We start from the raw sequence: 24,892 nt of genomic DNA on the forward strand, positions 1-24,892 counted from the left end.
CCAGCGTCCCCTGCCCCCACGCGCGCCGCCCAAGCCTCCGCGTCCGAGCGACTGGATGCAGGACTTCCTGAACGCGCACGCGGCGGCGCATCCCGAAGCGGCGAAGCCCCGGCTCACCCGTGCGAAGCCGTCAGCGCCACCGCCTTCGGCGCGGCCCGGGACGCCCTCCTGGATGGAGGACTTCGGAGCGAGGCCACGCCCGGCGGCTCCCTCGGCGAAGACCCAGCGTGAGCCGTCCCCGCCCTCTGCGCCGGGGGCCGCGAAGAAGCCCGACTGGATGTCCGACTTCGAGGACTGAGGGCGCCTTTCGCGAGGGCGTGGAACCCCGCCGGAAGGTGATAGCCTCGCCCCCCCAACCTGGCAGGGGGAACGATGGGTCACGAGAAGCCGGTCGAGCCGTTTTCGGATCTTCACGTCGAGGAGGGGAAGGTACGTGCGGTGTTGCTGCACGACCCCACCGTCGAGGGTCTGGACGTCGCCATCTACATGGACGCGTCCGGCAGCATGCAGGAGGAGTACAAGTACGAACGTCCCAATCGCTCCTTCCTGGAGTGGCTGCGCGGCGCGCCCCTGAAGGACCCCGCCAACCAGGTGGAGCCGCAGGTGCAGTGGATGCTGGAGTACCTGGCCACCAAGGACCGCAACGGCATGCTCCGCGTCGCGTACTGGGCCAGCGGCGCCTCCGGCAAGGACGTCGAGGTGGTAGGAGAGCTCAAGGGCGTGGACGTCAAGCAGTACAAGTTCCCCGGCGCGAAGAAGCTCGGCAGCCACACGTTCATGGCGCCTGCGCTGAAGGACTACGTGCGCTACCTCAAGGAGCAGGTGCCGCTGGGCGCGCGTCGCGGCTGCGCGGTCATCGTCACGGACGGTCAGCTCCATGACGCCGACGAGGTGGAGGCCTTCTCCGAGAAGGTGGCGAAGGACATCGCGGCGGGCCGGCTGCCCCGGCTGAACTTCGTGCTGGTGGGCGTGGGTGACGCCATCGACGAGGAGCAGCTCGAGAAGATTGCCCACATGGAGTACCCGGGCGTGGGTCACCTGTGGTGCCACCGCATCGCGAAGGAGATCAACCAGGTCGCCGAGCTGGTGGCGGTGCTGGTCGACGAGAACATGACGGTGGCCGCGGGCGGCACCATCTACGACGACAAGGGTCAGGTGCTGAAGACGTATGAGGGCCGCCTGCCCGCGGTGCTGGAGTTCGACGTGCCCGAGGGCGCGGAGAGCTTCACGCTGGAAGTGAACGGCCAGCGCTTCACCCAGCCGCTGCCGGACGAGGACCACCACGAGGAAGACGAGGACCATCACTGATGGCCGGGCACGAAGTCATCGTGCGTCCGTTCTCGGACGTGCATCGGATGGGGAACAAGGTGGTGGCCACGCTGCTGCATGACCCCACGGTGGAGGGGTTGGACGTGGCCCTCTACATGGATGGCTCGGCGAGCATGGAGGATGAGTACGGTCCTCGTGGCGTGCTGGCCAAGCTGGCGCCGGTGAAGAACCTGGTCGAGCCGCAGATGCGGTGGATGTTGGAGTACCTGGCCAGCAAGGACCGCGACGGGCAGGTGCGCGTGGCGTACTGGGCCACCGGGGATGGCAGCCAGTTGGAGGAGGTGGGGCTGCTGTCGGCGGTGCAGGCGAAGGAGTTCCGCTTCCCGGGGCCGAGGGCCTACGGCAAGGCCACGGTGATGCTGCCGGTGCTGCGCGACTTCGTGGCGCACATGAAGCAGCAGGTGCAGACGGGCGCTCGTCGAGGGCTGGCGGTCATCATCACCGACTCGCAGCTCTCGGACGGCAACGACGTGCGGGCCTACGCCACGCAGGTGGCGAAGGAGATTGCCGCGGGCCGGCTGCCCCGGATGAGCTTCGTCTTCGTCGGCGTGGGCGACCAGGTGGACGAGGAGCAGATGGAGGAGATCTCCCACGAGACGTATCCGGGCGTGGGCCATCTGTGGTGCCACCGCATCGCCGACCGCATGGAGGAGATGGCGGAGCTGGTGGCGGTGTTGGTGGACGAGACGATGACGGTGGCCGCGGGTGGGACCATCTACGACGAGCAGGGTAAGGCGCTGAAGTCGTACGAGGGTCGGCTCCCCGCAGTGCTGGAGTTCGACGTTCCTCCGGAGTGCAAGGCGTTCACCCTGGAGGTCGCGGGGCAGCGCTTCACGCAGCCGATTCCAGAGGAGCACGAGGACGAGGACCACCACGAGGAGGAGGAGGAGCCGGTGCGTGCTTCGGCTCCCGCTCCCGCCCCTGCCCGCAAGCACGGCGGACACCGCCACTAGGTTTCAGCTTCAGGAAGAAGACGCCATGTCCGAGCAGAAGAAGACCGATGCCCAGGCCGACCACGTCCACGGACCGGACTGCAAGCATGACCACGGACATGGCCACGGGCCGTCCCTCGCGGCGGTGAAGCCGGCCGCCGCGAAGCCCGTGCTGAAGGGGTTGAAAATCATTGGACCCAAGCGCGCGGAGAAGCACGTCCACGGGCCTGGGTGTACGCATGACCACGCGGCGCACGGTGGAGACGCGCATCAGCACGGGCATGACCACGCGCACGGTGGCGATGCACACCAGCACGGTCCGGGGTGCGACCACGACCACGGGCCTGCCGCCGTGCATGAGCACGGGGCCGCTTGCGACCACGACCATGGGGACCATGGGCATCACCATCATCACCCGAAGCCGAAGCGCGTCCGACCGCCGGGCTACCGCGCGGCGGAAGGCGGAGGCGTGGCGCTCCAGCTCGACCTGGAGGACGCACTGCCGGGCGAGACGGACGATGCGGGCCGCTTCCAGAAGCTGGAGGCAGCGCTTGAGGCACACCACGGTGTCATCGATGTGCACCTGCGCCGGGACCAGGGCTATGCGGAGGTCTGCCTCCACTACAACCCCGGGCTGGTGAATCCGGCGGCGCTGCTGACGACGGTGAAGCGCACGGGTGAGCAGGTGGCGAAGCGGTACAAGAGCCACACGTGGTTCGTGCGAGGAATGAGTTCGGCCGACTCGGCGACCGCCATCGAGCATGGGCTCGGCAAGCTCCCGGGCGTGCTGTCCGCGAACGTGGCGTATGCGAGCGAGCGGCTCGTCGTGGAGTACGACAGTGAAGATATCTCGCTGAAGGGCATCGAGACCGGGGCGAAGAAGCTCGGCTACACGCTGGAGGTGCCGAGCCACGGCCATGCGTGTTCGCACCACGCGCACGGAGGCGGGCTGGCGCCGCTCCTGGAGATGCCGCTGGTGGTGGCCTCGGGCGTACTGCTCGTCGCGGGCTGGCTGCTGGAGCGCTTCGCGCCCGTACCCGCGCTGGTACCCACCGTGGTGTGGGGGCTGTCCATCCTGAGTGGTGGGTTCTTCGCCATCCGGGGCTCGGTGAAGTCGCTGCTCCAACTGCGCATCGACATCGAGACGATGATGGTCGTGGCCGCGCTGGGAGCTGCGGTGCTGGGCTCCTGGTTCGAGGGAGCCTTCCTCCTCTTCCTGTTCAGCGCGGGTCACGCGCTGGAGCACCGGGCGATGGACCGTGCGCGGCGCTCCATCGAGTCGCTCGGCGCGCTGCGTCCCGAGGTGGCCCGGGTGCGTCGGGGTGGCGAGCTGGTGGAAGTGCCCGTGGCGCAGGTGCTGCGAGGAGACCGCGTCGTCGTCCGTCCGGGAGACCGCGTTCCCCTGGACGGCATCATCCGCGAGGGAAAGAGCTCACTGGAGCAGGCCGCCATCACCGGTGAGTCCATGCCCGTCCCGAAGAAGCCGGGCGACGAGGTGTTCTCCGGAACGGTGAACTGCGAGGCGCTGCTGGAGGTGGAAGTCACGCGGCTCTCGTCGGAATCGGTGCTCGCGCGAGTGGTGGACATGGTGGCCGAGGCCGAGGCCCAGAAGGGGCCGAATCAGCGCTTCGCGCAGCGGCTGGAGCGCACGTTCGCGCCGCTGGTGATGATTGGCGCGGTGGTGTTCCCCGTGGTGCTCGTGCTGATGGGGATGCCGCTGAAGGAGGCGATTCTGCGCGCGGTGTCACTGCTCGTCGCCGCGTCTCCGTGTGCGCTGGCCATCTCAACGCCATCGGCCGTGTTGTCCGCGGTGGCTGCGGCGGCGCGAGGAGGAGTTCTCATCAAGGGCGGCATCTACCTGGAGCTGCTCGGGAAGGTGAATGCCATCGCCTTCGACAAGACAGGCACGCTCACGGTGGGCAAGCCGAAGCTGCTCAGCACGGCGCCGGTGGAGGGCGTGACGGACGAGGAGCTGCTCGGGACGGCGGCGGCGGTAGAGGCGCTCTCGGCGCATCCGTTGGCACACGCCGTGGTGGAGGCCGCATCAGCGAGAGGCATCCAGGCTCCGGCCGGAAGCGACATGGAAGCCATCCACGGCAAGGGCCTGCGCGCGAAGGTGGGTGACGCGCTGGTGGACGTGGGCAGCCTGGCGCTGTTCGAGGGGGACGCGGTTCCCTCCGACATCAAGGCGCAGGTGGACCGGCTGGAGGAGGCGGGGCAGACGACGATGGTGGTGCGCAAGGCAGGGCGCTACCTCGGAGTGCTCGGAGTCGCGGACACCGTGCGAGCAGGAGCGCGGCATGTCATCGAGACGCTCAAGCAGCAGGGCATCACCCGGACCGTGATGTTGTCCGGAGACAATGCGCGAGTAGCGAAGTCCATCGCAGCGCAGGTGGGGCTCGACGAGGCGCGAGCGCCGATGATGCCAGCCGACAAGGTGACGGCCGTGCGCGAGATGGGGCGCCAGGGCTCGGTGGCCATGGTGGGCGACGGAGTCAACGACGCGCCCGCGCTCGCGGCCGCGGCGGTGGGCGTGGCGATGGGTGGAGCGGGCTCTGATGCAGCGCTGGAGACGGCGGATGTGGTGCTGATGAGCGACGACCTGTCCCGTCTGCCCTTCGCATTGGGACTGGCGCGTCAAGCCACGGCGGTGATGAAGCAGAACCTGGTCATCGCGCTGGGCATCAGCGCGGTGCTCATCATCGCGACCCTCTTCGGCCTGACGCAGATCAGCCATGCAGTGGTGTTGCATGAGGGAAGCACGTTGCTCGTAGTGGCCAACGGCCTGCGGTTGCTCGCCGTCAGGCCCAAGTCGATGGGTTCAACGCCCCTGCCGTCGATGGACATCCAGCCCTCGCCCCAGTGAGCCCTACTTCTCCAACCAAGGGGCGCAGCAACTCTTTGAACTGCTCATAAGAGCCACACTAACCACGCCGCGAACTTTGCGACGACCTGAACGAGACAACTCAACGTTGCTCGCCGTACCCTGCCAACCCTAACGGGCGTCGAAACTCAGCCACTCCTTCACGGATCATCTCGGCTTGTGACTCCGCGCCAAACCCATCTGGAGGACGCACGCGAAATCGCGCCCCAAAGTCATCTCCAGCGCACAAGCGGCCGACCTAACGGATATCTCTTTGAGGAGCACTTTGCGCAGCGGGAGATCGAAACCATCAGGCACTTCCTCCGGAAACACCTTATGCAATACCTCACTCATCCAGGGTAACTTCCAGCAGCACCTTCACTCCGGATGCCTCATGCGCTCGATGTTATCCAGCGCCATCCCACAGCTCTCTCCTATCTGGAGTGGGCCTTTCCGTCATGGTCTGACAAGCCACATGCGAGAGAAGACCTAGGCTTCGGGATTTCGATAGCTCACAACAACAAACAAAACACAGGCTCCGGCAAGCTTGTGCCGGCACACGAGCATCGAGTCTGCTCCGCCCACGAAGCGGACACCTACGCCTTGCGAAGAAGACTCACCGCTTCCGTTTACGTCACAGAATTCCCGCAAGGGCTACAACACGAGTCCAGCGATATCCTCCATCGTCGCGGGAAGAACACGCCTCACCCGAATTTCCACCCGGCTACCGTCTTGCCATTCCTCATGGGCACAGTCGCGACAACTCAAGAAGAGGCGTCGTTCATCGCCCGACAAAGCCACCATGACACGCATCGGTCCTTGGCAGCTTCGACAGTCCCTAGCAGACCACACTGTCACCATATCCAGCAGCGTATCGCGCAGAATCATAGCAACAGACTCCATGGATTTCGGCGCAACAGAAGACAGACGAGCCAACTCCAGGTCCAGGCCAATATCTGGATTCGTCGATAGGTAGCGAGTCGGGTCCAGACGAGCCAACACGGACAGGCCGCTTTGCTCCAGCAACTCGGCCCCGAAGTCATGGGTATGACTGATGATCCATGAAGACAGAGCCTGATAGTACCGAATAAAACCCAAATCAGAGGAAGAGCGAACGACTTCATCAAGAAGCCCCTTCCACAAGCTAAAAACAGTTTCCCTCATCGCTCTTTCCTCTGACAGAATGCTCTCATCGCATTGGAACTGGATAAGTCGTAATCAAATTTCCGCCTCTATCAGTAAAGACCTCAATCCAGGAAGTCTCACCGCCACCGAACTTCAGTGCAGTATTTCCGATCACTTCGCCGGTGTCCACTGTTCGCACATACTGGCCACCCGGGATTGCCCTCACCGGGCTTGAAACCACATTCGGGTGCTGAAGCAGTTCGCGCAACCTATCGGGCGACGTGCTGAACACGGAACGACTGCCTGCCAGCGGCTTGTTGAAGTGCCCACTCATCACATGATCCCATCCTGCAGAAATCTTCTGGCCCGTTGTTGGCCGCAGGGGCGTGAGCGCACTGTGCCCCTTTGCCAGATTGATCCGAGACTGAACGCGCCCTGGAATGCGAAGGGCATCTACAGCAAGAGCACCCTCGACCTTAGCCCCGCCAAGAATCGCGCCTCCAGCAACAACCATTCCCTCAAGCGTCTTCCCTTGGAGATATTCCCCACCCACCTTCATCGCCAGATGTGTCTCCAACTCCGCCGCGTCCCCCATAGCCTTCGCGAACCTGTCACCCATCGGGGAGGCATGCTTGGAGGAGATGGCGTCCTGAACCGTGAACCTGACTGTCTCACCAATACTTTCCTTGGTGGATTCAACGACTTCTTCCACCTCACTCCCAACGGTCTTCACCTTCCGAACAATGGGTAGCCCTGATAGGTACCCCCCCACCCTACTACCAGTTCGTTCCAGTGCACGCCGCGCTTGCTCGACTCGCCAACTCAACGCGCTGGTATTGCACTCCAGATAGCGACAAACAGCGGCTTCCAGTTGCTCACGGTCCTCCATGAGTGCCTGCAACTGGCCTGGCGCCGATCCGCCCATGAAGTGAGTAGTGGATTCACGAAGGACGCCCGCGAGTTGCTCATCGCCGAGTTGTGCAAGCTCGGCACTGTAGAGCTGCCCCTTCAGCTGTTTGCCGACGTCCGTCAACTTCGCCTCATGCCCATCCAGATCAACGAAACTCAGGGGGTTGACGCGCGCATACACGTGCCGATGCAGACTCGGTGCATCTTCGACGTTCCCTTCAAAGCTGTCTCGGCTGATGAAGATACCCAATTTCGAGTCGTAGTACCGGGCTCGTGCATAGGTAAGCCCTGTCTCCACGTCGTACTGATGTCCCGTGAACCCCAGTTTGAACTCACCGGCAGCGGGCGTGGATCCTCCAAGATGGTTGCCCCACGCGTCATACTGCCGAGCCTCGGTGACAGGGCCGCCAGTACTGGCGGCAATCGCGTCTGTCACGCTGCCCAGCGCGTCTGACATTAAGAAGTTCGTCGACGTCGTCGAGGTACCGACGTCAGCCACCGCAAGAGGTCCATCCGCGTAGTGATAGCGGCGCCGCGTCAACCACGGCACCCGACTCCCATCTGCCTCCTGCAAGACGAAATCGCCGTCCAAGACGTAAGCAACATTCTCCGAAGGCGTCTGCCTCCTGATTCGCTGGAGACGGACGTCATAATCGTACCGTCCCACCTGTACTCCGTTATCGAACACGGCCGTCAACGTCTGACGAGGATCCCAGGCAAAGGTGCGCACAGCGTCTATCCCAGTCAGGCGCTTCACCAAGTTGCCAGCCAGGTCATACTCAAGCAGGACATCGAGCCGGGAATTCTTCGCATCCACGATCGTCCGCACCCAATCTACTCGGTTGAACGTCGTCGTCACATCCCGCGCCAGTACCGACTCCGGCACCGACTCAAATGCATCAGGGCCCAGCCCGAAGCTGTCTATCGCGATTGTCGGCGCTTCGCGCTCGCCCGTACGGTTTCCCGACTGGTCCAACCGATAGAGCGTGGTGTTCCCATCGGGGCCGGCCACACCCGTGAGGCGATCCACGATGTCATAGCCATACGACGTTACTCCTTCTGCCCCGAGCAACTGCGTCTGTGGAGACGTGCGCGCCTCTACCTGCGTCAACCTGTTCCCGTTCACGTCATACGTGTACGAGTAACGGCTGAGCACCTGCCCAATCGGCTGACAGGTCTCGGACACTCCACCACGCACGACGATCAACTGGCCGAGGCGCCCGGCAGCGTCATAACAACGCCCTTCGGACACGCCGTTGGGCCATTCAGTCCTCTTCGGCAAGGAATCGGGCCAGTAGTGGTAACGCATCGTCCCCGTGGGAAGCGTCGCACTCCTCAAGCGCCCCAGTGCATCGTATGCGTACGTCGTCTCGATGCCATCCGAGTCCACCACACGTGTGCGGTGTCCCATGGCATCGTAGTCATATGAGATCTGTTTCCAGTCGTACTGACGCTGCTTCGTCTTGACCCGATCGAGCGCATCGAACGTGGAGACCGTCGATTCACCGATTTCATCATGATTGGGCGAGACCTTCTTGAACTGATGCTCCCGCGTCACGTTCCCTTCCCCGTCTAAGACAAAGCCGTCCGCACTCGTCGAGGGAAGCACTCGGGGCAAAGCAAATTGCGAATATGATTTCGCCCTCAGCCTGTTCAACAGGTCATAGAGATAAACCGTGCGCTGTCCCTTGGGATCTACTTGTGAGGCCAGATTCCCATTCTCGTCGTACGTGTACCGCCACGTGAGAGTTCCAACGTCACCAAACGGCGCTGCTCCGGCCTCGAACATCGGGTAGTCGTCGCGCCGACTGCCTACCAGCGACCGATGCTTATCCAGATGCTGATGCTCGGCCGTACGAAGGTTGCGGGCGTCATACTCATACGTCGTGAGGTTTCCGTTCGCGTCTTGCTTCGCTACGAGATTCCGCGCCTCGTCATACCTGAAGTAATAGATGCGATCCCCCGCATCCACGACACCCAGTCGTTTCCCCATCTCATCATGCGAGAAATGCGCTACAGCAGCGCCATCCTGGTGACACACCTCCGCTGTGAGCGTCGCGCGGCTCTTCCCCGCAGCACCTCCGTGCGGCAGCGTAGGCTGGGCATTGGGTCGCTGCTCGCAATCCACGAAGCCCGCATTGTCAAAGACACGGACAGTGACCTCATTGAGCGCATTCTCCTCACGCACTCTGTGCCCGAGGTCGTCATAGGAGTAGCGGACATCGAAGGAGGCGCCCGTCGCACGCGGCCCCTTCTTCTGCGTCAACTGCCCCACGGCGTCGTACTGGAACTGCGTGGCCGCAGCGTCCGAAGTCCCCGCCCCCAACGTCTCCTCAAGCAGTCGCCCCGCCCCATCGTAGAGACGAACCGTCGAGTAGCCATTCGCATCCACAGAGCGCACGACATTGTTCCCTGCGTCATGGGTCCAGGACTCCTCCGCCACCACATCTCCTTGACCACGCACCTCGTGCACCTTGCGCCCCAGACCATCGGAACGACTCGCCGTGGGCACACCTCGTCGATTCACATACGTCTGCGCACGAGCCGCGTCGTCGTAACTCCAGGACTGACTGTAGGTCGCGGCTTGCCCCACCGACGGGTGCTCGGTCTGACTCAGCAACCGACCAACACCATCATAGGTGAACCGGGTCACCTGGCCCTTCGCGTCCTTCTCCTGTCTCTTGTGCAGCGCGTCGAACCTGGTCGCCCAACTGTACCCACCTGCGTCGACCCGACGGACCTCTCGCTTGAGGCCGTCACGGTAGAGCACCGTCAGTTGGTTTCGGGCATCCAACACATTCTCGCGTGTCAGCCCATCCAATCCGAGGGCATCCTCATAGGTCCGCTGACTGACCGTCAGCCAAAAGCTCGCCCCGGAAAAGCCCTCCACCAGCTCTTCGGAACGCACGCGCCCCAGCGCATCGAAGGTAAATCGTCGCTCCAGGCCTCGCACATCCCACGTGCTGATGGGATTTCCCTCGCCATCGAAAAACTGGCGCTCCATCGCCTCCATAGGATGCAGCACATGCACCCGACGCCCCAGTGCGTCGTGAGTCGTCTCCGTGCGACGCCCCAGCGCATCAACCTGAGCGGCAACCCGTCCGTACGAGTCATACTCCACCGTGCTCGTCAGGTTGAGTGCCGGCCCCACCCCTGCGGCATCCGGTTGCCGAGGCAGGGGTCCGCCACTCGCGTCCTCCACGGACTTGAAGGCTCTACCCAGTCCATCAAAGTGACGGGCTTGCACGAAGCCACGAGCATTGCGCGTCCACTCGACGTGCGCCGAGTCGTCGTGGACCGTCTGGGTCGTGTAGACATGCTGGCCCGACGCCTTCTCCACCGTCTCCACAGACGAGAGCGCACGATTCAGGCCGTCATACGTCGTGTTCCGCATGCGGTGCTGAACACCTCCCGCCGCCCACTGCACCTGCGTCACATTGCCCCGAGCATCGTGACGACGGCGCTCTACCCGCCCGCTCGCATCCGTCGAGACGATGGCACGCCCCATCAAGTCGTACTCCACCGTGCTGGCGTGCCCGTTCCCGTCCACCTGGCGGACTCTCTGGCCCTTCAGGTCGTACGCGGACGCAATCGTGTACCGCACCGCGGACGAACCCTCGGTCGCTCCCGGCACTTCGGGGGTCTTCTCCTCGATGACTCGGTAGAGCGAATCCAGCCGGTACGTCCGGTCATGACCCGACACGTCCGACTCCCACACCTTGTTGCCCACGACGTCGTATGCGAACCGGGCCACCGTCCGCACCCGACCCACCTCGTCGGAACTCCCTCCATTCGCGATGAAGCGAGGACCGTCCGCCACGGAGACGGTGACTGCCACCGGGCGATCCGCGTAGTCGTACTGCGTGGACGTCTGGACACCTCGCCTGTCCGTGACTGATGTGCGATTCCCCACCTCGTCATAGGTGAACCGGGTCTCCAACGTCGTCGTGAGCCCGCCGCCGGACTCCCGCGTGCGCACGCGTCGACCCGCTGCATCCAGGCTGTGTGTCCGGACGAAACCATCTCCAATCTCCTCCGTCCAAAGCGCGCCTCCCGCTGTGTACTCCAGCGTGCGAGTCGTCCCTGGCCCTTGGAAATTGAGTTGCTCCTCCTTCACCACGCGGTCCAACCCATCCCACTCCTGGACCCGATGACGTCCCAGTCCATCCTGCTCCTCCAGCAGGCGGCCTCGAGCGTCGTGCACATACTCGACGGACACCGTGGACGCGCCATTCACCTGGAGCGTCTTCGACTGCAGTTGGCCATAAGCGTCGTAGGCCGTGGCACTCTCCACGTGCCCATCCGCTCCCACCGTCTGAACCCAGTCCCCCGTGAGTGCTCCCGTCGAGCACGAAGCGTTCTCGACGCCGCAATACCTCCACTGCGACACCACGTCCTGCGGAGACTCCGCCAACGAAGCCACCGCCTCCGCGCACGTCGCTTGAGACGACAACACCGGGCGAGGCACCCGATTCACATAGCGACGCGTCTCCAGGAGCCGCCCCGTTCCGAACGGCAGGAGGTCCTCGGGCGAATCCCCCGTGGAGTCCACGCGGGACACCGTGGCATACCCTTCCGGGTCCACATGACACACGAGCGCATTGAAGCTCGCGTCGTAACCCCACTTCTCCACCACCTCTGAGACGACCTGTCCCTGGCCATCCGTGACGCCCACCGTGGCCGCCACTCCGTCGGAGGCCGGAAGCGCCGCTCCCTCGATGCGACTCGCAGTCAGGTTGCCCTTCTCGTCATAGGCGAAGTGCGTCACCCGCCCCCGAGCGTCCTGCTCCACCGCCCGTGTCCGATGCAGGCCGTCCCACAACGTACCCGTGCGTGCCACCACTCCCTCAGACACGGGCCGCTCCAACTCTGCGACGGCTCCCGTGGCAATCATCCGGTAGCGTGTCGCGGGCACCTCGGGCCGAGGCCCCTTCACCTCGGTGGCGAAGGTCGTGAGCGACTGCCCCAGCACGGTTCGCGACTCGGGCGCGATGCTGTAGGTGAAAAGGGTGGTTGCCTCACGCAGCGGCTGCGTCGAGAGCGTCTCCACCACCGTCTTCACCCGCGAATCCTTGTTCATCAGGAGCAGGTAGGCATCCTCACCGGGCATCGCTTCGCTGGCGCTGTGGTACGTGTAGCGAACCACCTGGCCATCCGGACCGACATGCTGAGACATCCGCGTCCGGCCCAGTTCGGTGGCACCGCTCTCGTAGGAATACGACTCTTCCCTGGCCGGAACACCGCTCCCACAGCTTCCGTCGTAACGAGACGCCTTGGCCAGCCTCTGCTGGTTGTCATAGTCGTACTGAACGCAGACATTCAGCGAAGTCAGGGTGGTGGCATCCACGCTGGTCGCGTGATGCAGTTCCACTCGCTGGAGTCGCAAATGGCCCGCTTGACGCTGGTGGCTCAACTGCAGCAGGCGACCACTCGACTCGTCATGAATCCGTGTCAGCGCCCTGTCCACCGAAGCATCGCCATAGCGCAGCGACACCTTGTGCCCCGTCGAAGCGACGATGGACGTCAGGCGGTACCTGGCCGGATACACCGAGGTGTCGAGATATCCATGCCGATACTCCACACCTGACTTCGAGCGGAAGATGAACTCGCGGCCCGAGCCCGTCCCTTCGACACGCAGCGTTCCGTGGAAGCCGCGCTGGGGCACACATCCCACGCCCTCCCCCGTGCAATTGAACGTATGCCCGCTCCCTTCGCCTCCCACGACCACGTAGCGGAATCCGCCTCCCACGGGCAGGACAGCTCCCTCGTAGCCGTGCGACCAGCCCGGTCCCAGTAATCCCTCCTCTGCGACACCCGAGGAATAAGTCCGCGTCCACGCCAGCCCCACGCCTCGGCTCGGCGAATCGACATCCGTCGCCTGCTTCACCAGATGCCCGTCCACCACGCTGACACCCTTGACGAAGGTGTGGGCGACCGGGAGTTTGCTCATGCTTCCCGCAGTGGTCGTCAGGGGCACCGCTTCGTGGAAGGCGTCCTGATTGGGGTTCTCCGGAACCAGCGTGACATCCAGGTCCTCCGTTCCCACGGCCCCAGGAGGAACGTCCGCCCATGCGAAGCCCTCGAGCCCCTGGGTGACAGAACCGCTCAGAGGAACGACTTCCGTGATTCCCGATGCATCCGTCCGCACCCTGGCCGAGGCCAGCTCCGTTCCCATCCGACTGACCACGAGGCGCCCATCGGTAAAGACCTTCACCCCCAAGCGCGCCGGGAACGCCACGGGAGCCTGTGCATCCTCATCAGGAGGCTGACCGGGCGTGGGCTTCTGTGCGGAGACAAAATCCCAGGCAGGCAGCATCCATCGGGCCGCCAAGGGCAATCCCGACAGCACGATGTCTCCATCTGGCCGAAGGATTTCGAACTCATCGCTGGCCTGGAGCACCTTCAAGGGTGGCGTTTCGGCATGGTCCTTCGCGTAGAGCTCGAAGCGAACCCGCCCGCCTTGCGTTCCAGCCAAGAGCGGCAGGATGCGCAGGGGGTTGCTCGCCGCGGGTAGCACGATGTCGTTGTCAGCGTCACGCTCGAGACTCGAGCCGTCGAGTACCGCGTCCCCTGACGTATGAGGTTGGACCGTAATCCGGGCATAGAGTTGACCCGACGTGCGGTTGCGCACGGACATCCCCACCCCTGAATCGGAAGTCAGGGCCAGTCCACCGGTCGGAACAACCGCGCCGCTCTGGAGGCGCCGGCGCGATTCGAGCGTGGGGGTCGTGGACGTATTGAAGCTGTAGAGGTCACGATCGCAGCACACCTTCACGACCTGGTTGTTGGCGCGGCGCTCGTAGACAGTGCCACTCATGAACACACGCTGGGAGCCATCCGGCAGCAGGTAGCGCTGCCGGAAGACCATCGTCTTGTCATCGTCCAATGGGTCGGAACCGATCTGACTCGGAGCCGTCACCACCGACGCGAGCAAGTCTCCTTCGGGGTCCGAATGGGTCTGGACGCGGACCGCGACACCGAGCAGGTCCGGCTCGTTGCCAGTAATCGGCACCCATCCTGGAGCATTCTGCGGCCATCGCAGAAGCTGGAAGGTCCTGACCACGGGAGCGGACGTCCGGTAGGCCCCGTTGAAGTCGCCATTGCTCGTCGCCCGGAGCGTGTACCTCGCGAACGTGTTGACGTTGACCCAGACAGTCTTGTTGAGCGTCCCCACTGTCGCTGTCACGGAGTAGGTGCCATTGCTGGTCCCCGGGATATAACCGGGCCCTACCCAACCATCCGTATCCGTCCACTCATCGAGCGCCATGAGTTGCATTGGATTGGCCGTGTCCAATACCTGGGGCCTCACCGCGTCCTGGACTCGGAAGAAGCGTCCCGTGGTCGCCAATTGGGTCCAGGTCACTTTCTGATTCGCACAGGCATTTCCGTAGCGGTCGAAGACCCTGGCATAGAGCGGCGAGACGAGCTGAATCGCCGCCTCCTGGGGAGCGCTGACATTCGCCAGGCGATCGATCACCGCAGGCACATCCGGAAGCCCCACATGAACGAAGGACGCTTGAAGCGTGAAGGTCTGGGTACCGTTCGTGGTCTCCGCCGTCACCGCGTTGAATCCCAGGCGCTGCCCATGGGGAATTCCAGCGCGGAGAAAGGAGTTCCGCGGGATGTTCGTATCCGGAAGGACCCGAACCGACGCCAGCCCACTCTCATCCGTGAGGACCGAGAGTTGAGAGGCAGGCGTCGTGCCTCCCGATACGGGAAGAAACGTGGGAATCGAGGGCGACTGCCCCTTGAACGTCACTGTCGCGCCAAGGACCGGCTCCCCGTTCACAGTCGTCACTCGCACCGTGACGGGCTGGGGAAGCGGCTGCCCGACAACGCCCTCCTGGAGATCCGTGACATCGAGCTTCTCGATGCGAGCGACCTGACTCAGGTCATCGACGGTGAGTCGGGTCTCCCAGACCAGGACCTTCGACTTCAGCCGCAGGACATCCTCGTGCGGCCCCCCATCCCACAGCATGAGCCACGCTCGAGCGTAGCCTCCACTCATGCGTGTCTCGAGCCCCTTGAGCTGGCCCTCGAGTTCCGTAAGAACCTCCGCGCGATAAGCGTTCGCCGCTTCGTCTCCGCTGCGAATGGCCTGGAGGGATTGCCTGGCACTCAGCAATTCTTCGCGTGATTGTTCGAGCGCGTCCCGCTCATCATCAGAGGGCCAGGGAGAATGCCAGAATCGCTCCCACCAGGGAGATTGGGCGCCAAGAGCGTCATGCGCCCTTGTCAGCGTCGCGGAGAGTTCAGCTTGGGCAACGTCTCGCCGTGACTCCCAGATTGCATGCGCGTCTTCATAGGCCCGCGTCCGGTCCTCCCCCAGCGACGTGGCTCCGCTCCAGGGGGCCGGACTGTCCAACGCCACGGGCGCAACCGACTCTCGCGGCGAATAGGCATCCAACCACGCTGGAGCCGGTCCTTCTGCTCGCGCCGTCATCACCCCCAGCAACAGCAACCCTACGAAAACCCATCGGTTCGGAATCATCGAGTCCCCCTGCACATCTCTCAGTCGCAATTTTCCACCCGAATCACTGGCAACCAGATTTCACACACCAAGACCAGGAGGGCCCATGCGTTCCGCGAGCATGGCCCTGGGCAATCAAAAGTCGAGGCAGAGAAGCGCTACGCACTTCAACCTGACGACACCTTTGCAATTGGCTTTCCAGGAAAGTGCCGACATGTCGGCCTCACTCCCACGCAACATGAAGTACCAAGCCATTCGACTCGGCCAGCCCAGCCCCCCAGTGTGATTCCATCCTGAACTCAGGAGCCACGGAGAGCGGGAACCATGACGGCGTCCCGCAACACGGACGGCCGTCTACTCGGGGAGACGTCTATCCAGTCATGCCGCATCCCGGGGGCACGGGTACTCTCGCCGCCATCGCCGGTGTTCGCCGAGGTGTCGCCAGCAACAGGTCCTATCGGGGGTTGAGGCAAAGATTGGCATCGACCCCGCCCCCCATCAGTGGTGTCGGCTCGGCCGGCCAGTCGAGGCAACATCCGCCCTGACACAGAGGGACCCTCGCCGCGAGAACGACACGCATGGAGCGGGGTATCCAAGCCATTCAATGAATCATGACCCCGTCAATAATCGTTTCCTCTGTCGCCCTGCCCCACGAGAGCACGCCTGAGCAACAGGTGACACGGGGACGAAACAATACCCCCCGGGGGTGATACCCCGGCAAACCTCCTCGGGCGCACAGTCCTCCTCCTCCACGCCACCATCCGACGGCGGGGACACCTCACGGGGGAGACCTCCATGCAGCCTGCCGTCCTGGCCCTGGCGATTTCGAGCCTGCTGTTGACCGGGCTCCTGGTCCGCACCGCCCTCCAACTCCGCGCCGTCCGCACCCGCTTCAAACCCGTGCTCGACGTGGAGGCCGAGCGACAGCGCGTCCTCTCCTCCCTCGAACGCCTCAAGGCCGAGTCCGAGCACATGCTCGCCACCGAGCGCAACCGCGTGGCCTCCGAGCTCGCCCGGGAACGCGAGCTCGCGGACGCCGCCATCCGGGGCGCCAAGGCAGACCTTGAACAGGTCAGGGCCTCCACAGACCAGGCCATCCGCCTCGAACGCGCCCGCATCGCCTCGGAGCTCACCCAGGCCCGCGAACAAGCCCAGACGGAACTCTCCCGCGCCCGCGAGCAAGGCCGTACGGAACTCGCCCGCGCCAGGGAACAGGCGGACGCGGCCGTCCGCGAAGTCGAGGCCCGACGCAGTCACGCCCGCGAGGAACAGGCCCGCCTCGAACCACTCATCATCAAACTGCGCGCCGAACTCCTCCCCCTCGAAGAGGAGACCATCCTCCGCTCCTACGGATTCTACAAACCCATCTACAACCTCTCCTCTTCGGAGAAGTACGAGCACCGCCTCGACACCCTCCGCGAACGACAGAAGGCCATGCTCAAGAACAAGCAAGCCGCCTCCTGCAAGATTGAATGGACGGTCAACGGAAGCAAGGCCGAAGGCAAGAAGCAGACGGACCGCACTCTCAAGCTGATGCTCCGCGCCTTCAACGGCGAAGCCGATGCCTGTGTCGCCAAGGTCACCTACAAGAACATCAAGGCCATGGAGGCCCGCATCCAGAAGGCCTCCGAGGCCATCAATGGCCTCACCGAGATTCAGCGGTGCGAAATCGCCAGCGACTACGTCGAACTCAAACTGGAAGAACTGCGCCTCGCCCACGAATACGAAGAGAAGCGCCAGGAGGAGAAGGAGGAACAACGCCGCATCCGCGAGCAGATGCGCGAGGAGGAGACCGCGCAGCGCGAACTCGAACGCGCGAAGCTCGAGGCCGAACGCGAAGCCCAGCGTGACGAAGAAGCCCTGCGCAAGGCCCGTGGGGAACTGGAGCGCAGCAAGGGCGCCGAACAATCCAAGCTCCTCGAACGCATCGCCGAACTGGAGCGCCGCGTCGCCGAGGACCAGGAACGTCAGCGCGCCATCTCCCAGGCCCAGCTCACCCGCACCGGCCACGTCTACGTCATCTCCAACATCGGCTCCTTCGGAGAAGACATCTACAAGGTCGGCATGACGCGACGACTCGTGCCCCAGGACCGCATCGACGAACTGGGCGACGCCTCCGTCCCCTTCGAGTTCGACGTCCACGCCATCATCCGCACCGCGGACGCACCGTCGCTCGAAGCCGCCCTGCACCGGACGTTCGCCCAACGCCGCGTCAACCGCATCAACGAGCGCAAGGAGTTCTTCCGCGTCTCCCTCGACGAGGTGGCCAAGGCCGTGCACGAACACCACGGCGAGTTCGAGCTGACCCGCATCGCCGAGGCCGCCGAATACCGCAAGTCACTCGCCCTCACCGAAGAGGAGCGCCGCGCGAGTCCCCCCCCTCTGCGCCCCGAGCGCGCCGTCGCCTGAGCCGTCACCCCGCACCCGCGCCGCGCGTTCGACCGACCCGCGAAGACCCGCTCCACCCATTCCAGTCTCCGAAGAGAAGAACACCCCAGCCCTCACGACGCAGTGCGTTCGCCATGGCCTCCTGCGGCAAGAACCGGCGCACTCCACTCGACGTGCTCGCTCGCCACCTCGCCGAGCTTCACCTCCTTGGCACGCCAAGAAGTCGCGCGCTTCACATGGAGCAGGAACGTCACGCCGCGAGGCGCTGGGACAAAAGTGGAAACGTGGCATGTTGCGCCCGCGATGGCTGTCAGCGTTTTCGACCTCTTCAAGATTGGTATCGGTCCCTCGAGCTCCCACACCGTGGGGCCCATGCGAGCCGCGCGCACGTTCGTGCTGCGTCTGGCGGAGCGCGGTCACCTGGAGAAGCTCACGCGCCTGAAGGTGGAGCTGTTCGGCTCGCTCGGCGCCACCGGCAAGGGCCACGGCAGCGACAAGGCCGTGGTGCTCGGACTGCGCGGCGACACGCCGGAGGCCGTGGACGTGGAGGGCATCCCCGCCATCGTCACGCGCTGGCGCACCGAGGGCCGCATCAGCGTGCTCGGCCAGCGGGACATCGTCTTCAAGGACGGTGAGCACCTGGTGATGCACCGCCGCCGCAGCCTGCCCTTCCATCCCAACGGCATGCGCTTCTCCGCCTTCGGCGCGGACGGCGTGGAGCTGGACGCGTGCGTCTACTACTCCGTGGGCGGCGGCTTCGTCGTCGATGAGTCCGCGTCCGTCGGACAGGACCCGCTGCGCAAGGACACCACGCCCCTGCCCTTCCCCTTCCAGTCCGCGGCGACGCTGCTGGAATTGTGCGAGCGGGAGCGCATGCCCTTCAGCGCCCTGATGATGGCGAACGAGAAGACGCTGCGCTCCGAGCAGGACATCCGCGCCGGGCTCTTGCGCATCTGGGACGTCATGCAGGCGTGCGTGCGTCGCGGCTGCGCGTCCAGCGGAATCCTCCCGGGTGGCCTCAAGGTCGAGCGCCGCGCGGCGGCCATGTACCAGCGCCTGCTCAGCCGCCCCGAGGCCGGCCTCACCAACCCGCTCACCGTGCTCGACTGGGTGAACCTCTACGCGCTCGCCGTCAACGAGGAGAACGCAGCGGGAGGCCGCGTCGTCACCGCGCCCACCAACGGCGCCGCCGGCATCATCCCCGCCGTGCTGCACTACTACTGGCGCTTCTGGCCCGGCGCGAACGAGGACGGCGTGGTGCGCTTCCTCCTCACCGCCGGCGCCATCGGCGTGCTCTACAAGGAGAACGCCTCCATCAGCGGCGCCGAGGTCGGCTGCCAGGGCGAGGTGGGCAGCGCCTGCTCCATGGCCGCGGGCGCCCTCACCGAGGTGCTCGGAGGCACGCCCCTCCAGGTGGAGAACGCCGCCGAAATCGCGATGGAGCACAACCTGGGCCTCACCTGCGACCCCATTGGCGGCCTGGTGCAGGTGCCCTGCATCGAGCGCAACGCCATGGCCTCCGTGAAGGCCATCAATGCCTCGCGCATGGCCCTCTCCGGCGACGGACGCCACTTCGTCAGCCTGGACAAGGTCATCCGGACCATGCGCGACACCGGCCGCGACATGAAGGACAAGTACAAGGAGACCGCTCGCGGCGGGCTCGCCGTCAACGTGCTCGAGGTCGCAAACCTCAGCGTCGGCCTGCCGGAGTGCTGAGCAGTCCCCGGGGTCCGGGCCGAACCGCCCCCATGGGTAGACAGTTTCGCTTGTCTGTGCTTGCGCCACCCAGCGGCGGTCGCCTGAGCCAGAGCCGTGAGGTGCCATCGTATACGTCGAACCATGGGCGCCCGCCGACCCCTTGTAGTCCCCCTCCTGCTCTGGGCTGTCTGTCTTCCCACCCTGGCGCGAGGACAAGCCGCCCCCTCCGCCACCAGTGAGCCTCGCGCCGTGGAGGTCGACGTCCAGGCCACGGACGCGGGAACCACGGTCTCCGCCGAGGACGCCGCGCGGCTGAAGCTGGAGGCGGATGGAGGCAGCGTCTCGCTCCTCACGCCCCAGCTCGTGACGGAGTCTCCCGCCACCTGGCCCGAGGGCCTGGAGGGCCCCCCGGACGAGGTGAAGCTCATCCTCCAGATTGACGAGCAGGGCCTCGTCGTCGACGTGACGGTGAAGGAGCCAGCCACACTGGCCCCCCTCACGGAGGCCGCCGTCCGCGCCGCGCGAGGGCTGCGCTTCACTCCCCCAAGCCTGAACGGGAGATGGGTGTCGGTTCGCCTGCCGTTTGCCTACCACTTCGAGCCCCCGGCCACCCTGCGCTTCACCCAGTCGAGACTGCGCGGCGAGGTCCGCGCCCTGGGCACCCGGGTGCCGCTGGCGGACGCGGCCCTGTTCCTGGACGGCGCGGAGGAGCCCGTGGCCGTCACGGACGTGGGCGGCCGCTTCGCGCTGGAGCTGGCTCCGGGCGCCCACACGTTCCTGGTGCGAGCCCCGGCCCACCAACCCGCGACGTTCGAGGAGTCGCTGGAGCAGGGCCAGTCGCTCGACGTCGTCTACCGCCTGCAACCCACCCGCGTGAATCCCTACGAGACGGTGGTGAGGGATGACCGCCCCCGCACGGAGGTCAATCGCATCACCCTGCACGAGCAGGAGCTTCGCGAGGTGCCCGGCACACAGGGTGACCCCTTCCGCGTCATCATGTTGATGCCGGGCGTGGGCAGCGTCGCCTCGGGCCTGGGCTATCCCGTGGTGCGCGGAGGTCAGCCCGGCGCGACCGGCTACTACCTGGATGGCGTGCGGGTCCCCATGCTGTACCACCTGCTGCTTGGGCCCGCGGTGGTGCACCCGGACTTCATCGACACCATCGACTTCCATCCCGGCGCGCCGCCGGTGCAGTACGGACGGCTGCTGGGCGGCGCGGTGGAAGGACGGCTGAGCAAACCGCGCGAGGACAAGCCGCACTTCGCCGCCTACGCGGACCTCATCAACGCGGGCGGCTTCGTCGAGGTGCCCTTCGACAAGACAGGCACCTCCGTCACCATGGCGGGGCGCTACAGCTACACCGGGCTGCTCATCCCCCTGGCGTACGCCCTCTTCAAGAGCCACGAAGACAATCCCATCCACGCGGCCTTCTGGGACTACCAGGCCCGCGTCGAGCAGAAAGTGGGTGAGGGAAAGCTGCGCCTGTTCGCGCTCGGCAGCTCCGACGACGCGGGCGAGGCCACCGCCCCCGACGAGGGCAGCCTGGGAGCCACCATCGTCTCCCGCTTCCACCGCGTGGACCTGCGCGGCACCCACCCCCTGGCGGGCGGAGAGGGCGAGCTGGGCGTCACAGTGGGCCTGGATGAGGTGTCCCTGCTGGGCTACCGGCGCGTGGTGCGCAACCCGGAGCGGGGCCCCGAGGAGGTGCTCGCGGGCGAGTACGGACTGGACCAGCTCACCTTCGCGGCTCGGGCCGGGTGGACGCGGCGCCTGTCCAAGGCGCTGGACGTCCAGGTGGGCACGGACGTGGAGCACCGACGCGTGGCCACGGGCATCACCGGCTCCGCGCGCACTCCGGGTTGGCGGCCGACGGATGACGCCCATCCCCTCAAGCAGCCCTCGGCCCTGGCCACCTTCGTCGGAGGCTTCGTCGGAGCGACATGGCGCCCTTCTGACAAATGGGTGGTGTCTCCCGGCGTGCGCGTGGATGGCTACCACCTGGTGCCCGGCATCCAACACGTCGTCGTGGAGCCACGGCTGGCCGTGCGCCACCAGCTCTCCGAATCGCTCACGCTCAAGGGCGGCGGTGGCATGTATCACCAGTCCCCCACCGTGCTGCTCCACCTGCCGGCGCTGGACGTGTCGGGCCTGCGCAACGGAGTCCAGGAGGGCGCGCAGTTCGACGTGGGCGCGGAGTGGAAGGCCACCGAGGGCCTGGAGGTGACGGCGGACGTCTATTACAACCCGCTGTTCCGCACGGTGGAGTTCGACGTGCAGGACGTCCTGGAGAACCGCAAGCGGCGAGGCCAGCAGCGCGAGGACCCCGCGGCCCGAGGGTACGCGTATGGTCTGGATTTGATGGCGCGACACCCGCTGGGACGCGACTGGTTCGGCTGGGTCAGCTACAGCTTCCTCCAGAGCAAGCGCCACCGGCGCTTCGCGCGCTACGCAGACAACAACACCATCCGGGAGATGACCGAGGGCGAGCTGCCCTTCGCCTTCGAGCAGGTGCACGTCTTCAACGCCGCGCTCAGCTACAAGCTCGCGAACAACTGGACGGTGGGCACGGTGGTGCACTTCAACACCGGCCGCCCGGAGTCCGGTGAGGTCTCCTCCGTCTCCCAGCGCTCCGTCGTCAACCCCGAAGGCTTCCGCGCCTGGGTACGCAAGGACGCGGACCAGGTGGAGCGGCTGGCGCCCTTCTTCCGCGTGGACTTCCGCGCCGCGAAATCCTGGTCGCTCAAGGACTTCAACCTCGAGGCCTACCTGGACATCCTCAACCTCTCCCTCCAGCAGGAGGTGTTCGCCTACGAGTACAAGCGGACGGCCGGAAAGCTCCGCCGCGAGGCCCTGGGACTGCCCGTCATCCTGCCCATGCTGGGCCTGAAGGGAAGCTACTGAGATGCGCCACCCATCATGTCTGGGATTGTTTTTCCTGCTGCTGTCGTCGGGGTGTGAGCGGATGCAGGACGAGTCCGTCTTCGTGTACGGCCGCGTCGAGCGGCGCGACGGCACGCCCGTCAGCGGCGGCGTCGTACCGTACGCGCGCACCCGACACGAGGTGCCCATGGGAGAAGGGCCCTACGTGTTCGAGCCCTCGGTGTTCCAGGCCTACGCGGAGTCCTCCACCGAGCAGAGCGGGGACTTCTTCCTGGAGATGCGCTACGGGGACGTGGAGTCCGTCAACACGCCCAACTCCTGGCTCCAGCCCTATCGCTTTCGCGCGTCATGGCGGGACGAAGCGGGCGCGGCCGTCTTCGCGTCGTTCACCTTCCACGACGACGTGGAGCTTCCCCCGCTGCGCATCTGGGACTCCCAGCTCGCCGTCACCCCTCACCCGCAGGGCGCGTCCGTGACGTTCGGCGCCGCGCCACCCCTGCCGGAACCTCCCATCACCGGGGAGTACGCGCAGACCTCCGATGTGAATCAGCAAATCGTCATCGACTACCCCACCACGCCCGAAGCCGCGCTCTTCGTCCTGAATGGAGGACAGCCGCTGTTCCGCGCCTGGATTCCCACTTCACCATGGACCGCGAGTCGCTACGTGCTGGAGGACTTCCCCCAGCCCACCGTCAGGCTGCGGGCCGCCTCCGTGGGAGAGTTCTGGTTCTACCCACTGGGAGGCAAGTACTCGGAGCTGTGGTTCCGCATGGAATGGCGCACGGAGGAGCTGCCCCTGGCGCCAGGGGGGCTCGTGCCTGTCAGTCGAGGCGCCGCGTGCCAACCCTCGCCCGCGACGGGCTGTCCCTGGACGGATGGCCGACTGGACGCCGTCTCCTTCGGCGGCAAGCCGGTGGAGTCGCTGGTCGTCACGCTCCCCGAGCCGAAGAAGCTGCGGCATGTGGTGGTGCGAGGAGCGGAGGGAGGCACGTTCACCGGGTTCCTGCTGGAGGGGAGCGAGGACGCGGAGCAATGGACGCAGTTGGCGCTGCTGCGCATCGCTCCGGCCGACTACACCCTACCGCCGCAGCTCGCCGGCCCGCGGCGATTCTTCGAGGAGATGACTCAGTGGGACAGTCCCTTCGACGGACGGCTCTCCCTCATCAAGGGCCCCCACTTCCTCGATGCTCCCGTGACGGAGGAGGCGCGTCCCGTGCGCCATGTGCGGCTGCGCGCGGTGGGCTTCAATTTCGTGGGCGCGCCCGTTCCGGGCGCGACGATGGGCGGCCTCTCCGAGCTGTCCCTGTTCGAATAGCGCGGCCCCTCAGCCCGCGCGCAGAGACACGTCCCACCGCCGGGCGAGCCTCGCCTGCTCCTCCGGCGCGCGCAGGTCCGGAGAGGGCAGTGCCACCCCCGGCCGGTGCAGGACATACAGGTTCCAGAGGCCCCGGAGGCCCACGGCCTCGATGTCCGCGTACATCCGCTGCTCCAGCGTCGGGGCAAGCACGAAGCCCGCGGACTCGAACTGGCGACGCCACCAGGCGAACGACGCAATCGTGACGTGCCCTTCCAACGGCCGGTCCCACTCGTCGCGCGCCAGGTCCTCCTCTGGCACCGGGCCCATGTAGTCGGGCCCGAGCGATTGATAGTGCGCGAGCCGCTCCGGCCGCACCTTCCCGTCGAACCAGCCGTCCGGCCCCGTGCCACAGAGACCGAAGGACGGCGCCGTCACGACGAGGAAGCCCCGTGTCACGCGGTACAGCTCCGAAATCGCGTGCGGCACCAGGGCCGGCGGCAGGTGCTCCAGCGTCTCGAAGGCGGAGACCAGCTCGAACTGGCCGTCGTCGAAGGGCAGCCGCTGGGACAAGTCACCGAGCGACAGGTGCGGCTTCACGTCCCACGGAGCATGGTGGATGGCGAAGTCACTGAAGTCGCTGCCCTGGGTGTCCCAGCCCAGCTCCCTCAGCGCCTGCACCGTGAAGCCCAGCGCGCAGCCCACATCCAGGGAGTCGCGCACGTCGAAGTGCTTCCACAGCAGATAGGCGGCCTTGTTCGCGTGGCTGGAGTCCCGGCGGTAGTGCTCGTAGCCGCTGTTGCCCTCGCGGTCTTTCGGGTTGCGCCCGGCGCCGTAGTAGCTGGCGCCGTACAGGTCCTGGCTCTTCTGGGCGAGCAGCAGCGACAACTCGAAGCTCAGCAGCTCCAGGCCGCTCTTCACCGGTGGAACATGGGTGACACCCATCATCACCAGCCGCCGCGCCTCCAAGGCGAGCCTCCTTCGGATACGGGCTGGCAGTCGCT

General features: G+C 65.5%; 10 protein-coding genes and 1 pseudogene. 8 read left to right on the forward strand and 3 right to left on the reverse strand.

Annotated features, from left to right (window positions below; genetic code table 11):
- From HUW62_RS23200 to HUW62_RS23215, 4 genes and pseudogenes are all read left to right on the forward strand, one after another.
- Window positions 1-298: pseudogene (locus tag HUW62_RS23200) on the forward strand (hypothetical protein); the annotation flags it as partial.
- Window positions 299-372: 74 nt separating this feature from the next.
- The gene (locus HUW62_RS23205; protein ID WP_176435654.1) at window positions 373-1,308 is read left to right on the forward strand and encodes a vWA domain-containing protein; all 936 of its coding nucleotides are present in this window, start codon (window positions 373-375) and stop codon (window positions 1,306-1,308) included.
- Window positions 1,308-2,282 (forward strand): vWA domain-containing protein, encoded by a 975-nt coding sequence (locus HUW62_RS23210; protein ID WP_176435655.1) that lies wholly within the window; start codon window positions 1,308-1,310, stop codon window positions 2,280-2,282. The genes HUW62_RS23205 and HUW62_RS23210 overlap by 1 nt, the downstream gene beginning before the upstream one ends.
- A 25-nt stretch (window positions 2,283-2,307) precedes the next feature.
- Window positions 2,308-5,127: a heavy metal translocating P-type ATPase gene (locus HUW62_RS23215; RefSeq protein ID WP_176435656.1), complete on the forward strand. Its 2,820-nt coding sequence runs from the start codon at window positions 2,308-2,310 to the stop codon at window positions 5,125-5,127.
- Window positions 5,128-5,778: 651 nt separating this feature from the next.
- Here HUW62_RS23215 and HUW62_RS23220 read toward each other — a convergent pair.
- On the reverse strand, window positions 5,779-6,288 hold the full coding sequence (locus HUW62_RS23220) for a hypothetical protein (protein ID WP_163870350.1): 510 nt from the start codon (window positions 6,286-6,288) through the stop codon (window positions 5,779-5,781).
- A 25-nt stretch (window positions 6,289-6,313) separates the two neighbouring features.
- On the reverse strand, window positions 6,314-15,649 hold the full coding sequence (locus HUW62_RS23225; RefSeq protein ID WP_176435657.1) for an RHS repeat-associated core domain-containing protein: 9,336 nt from the start codon (window positions 15,647-15,649) through the stop codon (window positions 6,314-6,316).
- Window positions 15,650-16,423: 774 nt separating this feature from the next.
- Between HUW62_RS23225 and HUW62_RS23230 the strand changes: the two genes are divergently transcribed.
- From HUW62_RS23230 to HUW62_RS23245, 4 genes are all read left to right on the forward strand, one after another.
- Window positions 16,424-18,037 (forward strand): DUF4041 domain-containing protein, encoded by a 1,614-nt coding sequence (locus HUW62_RS23230; RefSeq protein WP_176435658.1) that lies wholly within the window; start codon window positions 16,424-16,426, stop codon window positions 18,035-18,037.
- A gap of 282 nt (window positions 18,038-18,319) precedes the next feature.
- Window positions 18,320-19,732 carry an L-serine ammonia-lyase gene (locus HUW62_RS23235; RefSeq protein WP_163870347.1) on the forward strand — a complete coding sequence of 471 codons (1,413 nt, stop codon included), beginning with the start codon at window positions 18,320-18,322 and terminating at the stop codon, window positions 19,730-19,732.
- 231 nt (window positions 19,733-19,963) lie between these two features.
- Window positions 19,964-22,615, forward strand: coding sequence for a TonB-dependent receptor (locus HUW62_RS23240; protein WP_240357097.1), 2,652 nt, complete (start codon window positions 19,964-19,966; stop codon window positions 22,613-22,615).
- 1 nt (window position 22,616) lies between these two features.
- A complete protein-coding gene (locus tag HUW62_RS23245) occupies window positions 22,617-23,909 on the forward strand; it encodes a hypothetical protein (protein ID WP_163870345.1) in 1,293 nt (430 codons plus the stop codon).
- A gap of 9 nt (window positions 23,910-23,918) precedes the next feature.
- On the opposite strand, the gene HUW62_RS23250 is transcribed toward HUW62_RS23245, so the two are convergent.
- The gene (locus HUW62_RS23250) at window positions 23,919-24,857 is read right to left on the reverse strand and encodes a bifunctional 2-polyprenyl-6-hydroxyphenol methylase/3-demethylubiquinol 3-O-methyltransferase UbiG (protein ID WP_163870344.1); all 939 of its coding nucleotides are present in this window, start codon (window positions 24,855-24,857) and stop codon (window positions 23,919-23,921) included.
- Between the last annotated feature and the right edge of the window lie 35 nt (window positions 24,858-24,892).

The sequence above is a fragment of the Myxococcus sp. AM011 genome, assembly GCF_013372595.1.
Classification (GTDB): domain Bacteria; phylum Myxococcota; class Myxococcia; order Myxococcales; family Myxococcaceae; genus Myxococcus; species Myxococcus eversor.

Coding starts and splice junctions, on each gene's coding strand:
- HUW62_RS23205 (WP_176435654.1), top strand. CDS start 373: ATGGGTCACGAGAAGCCGGTCGAGCCGTTTTCGGATCTTCACGTCGAG.
- HUW62_RS23210 (WP_176435655.1), top strand. CDS start 1,308: ATGGCCGGGCACGAAGTCATCGTGCGTCCGTTCTCGGACGTGCATCGG.
- HUW62_RS23215 (WP_176435656.1), top strand. CDS start 2,308: ATGTCCGAGCAGAAGAAGACCGATGCCCAGGCCGACCACGTCCACGGA.
- HUW62_RS23220 (WP_163870350.1), bottom strand. CDS start 6,288: ATGAGGGAAACTGTTTTTAGCTTGTGGAAGGGGCTTCTTGATGAAGTC.
- HUW62_RS23225 (WP_176435657.1), bottom strand. CDS start 15,649: ATGATTCCGAACCGATGGGTTTTCGTAGGGTTGCTGTTGCTGGGGGTG.
- HUW62_RS23230 (WP_176435658.1), top strand. CDS start 16,424: ATGCAGCCTGCCGTCCTGGCCCTGGCGATTTCGAGCCTGCTGTTGACC.
- HUW62_RS23235 (WP_163870347.1), top strand. CDS start 18,320: ATGGCTGTCAGCGTTTTCGACCTCTTCAAGATTGGTATCGGTCCCTCG.
- HUW62_RS23245 (WP_163870345.1), top strand. CDS start 22,617: ATGCGCCACCCATCATGTCTGGGATTGTTTTTCCTGCTGCTGTCGTCG.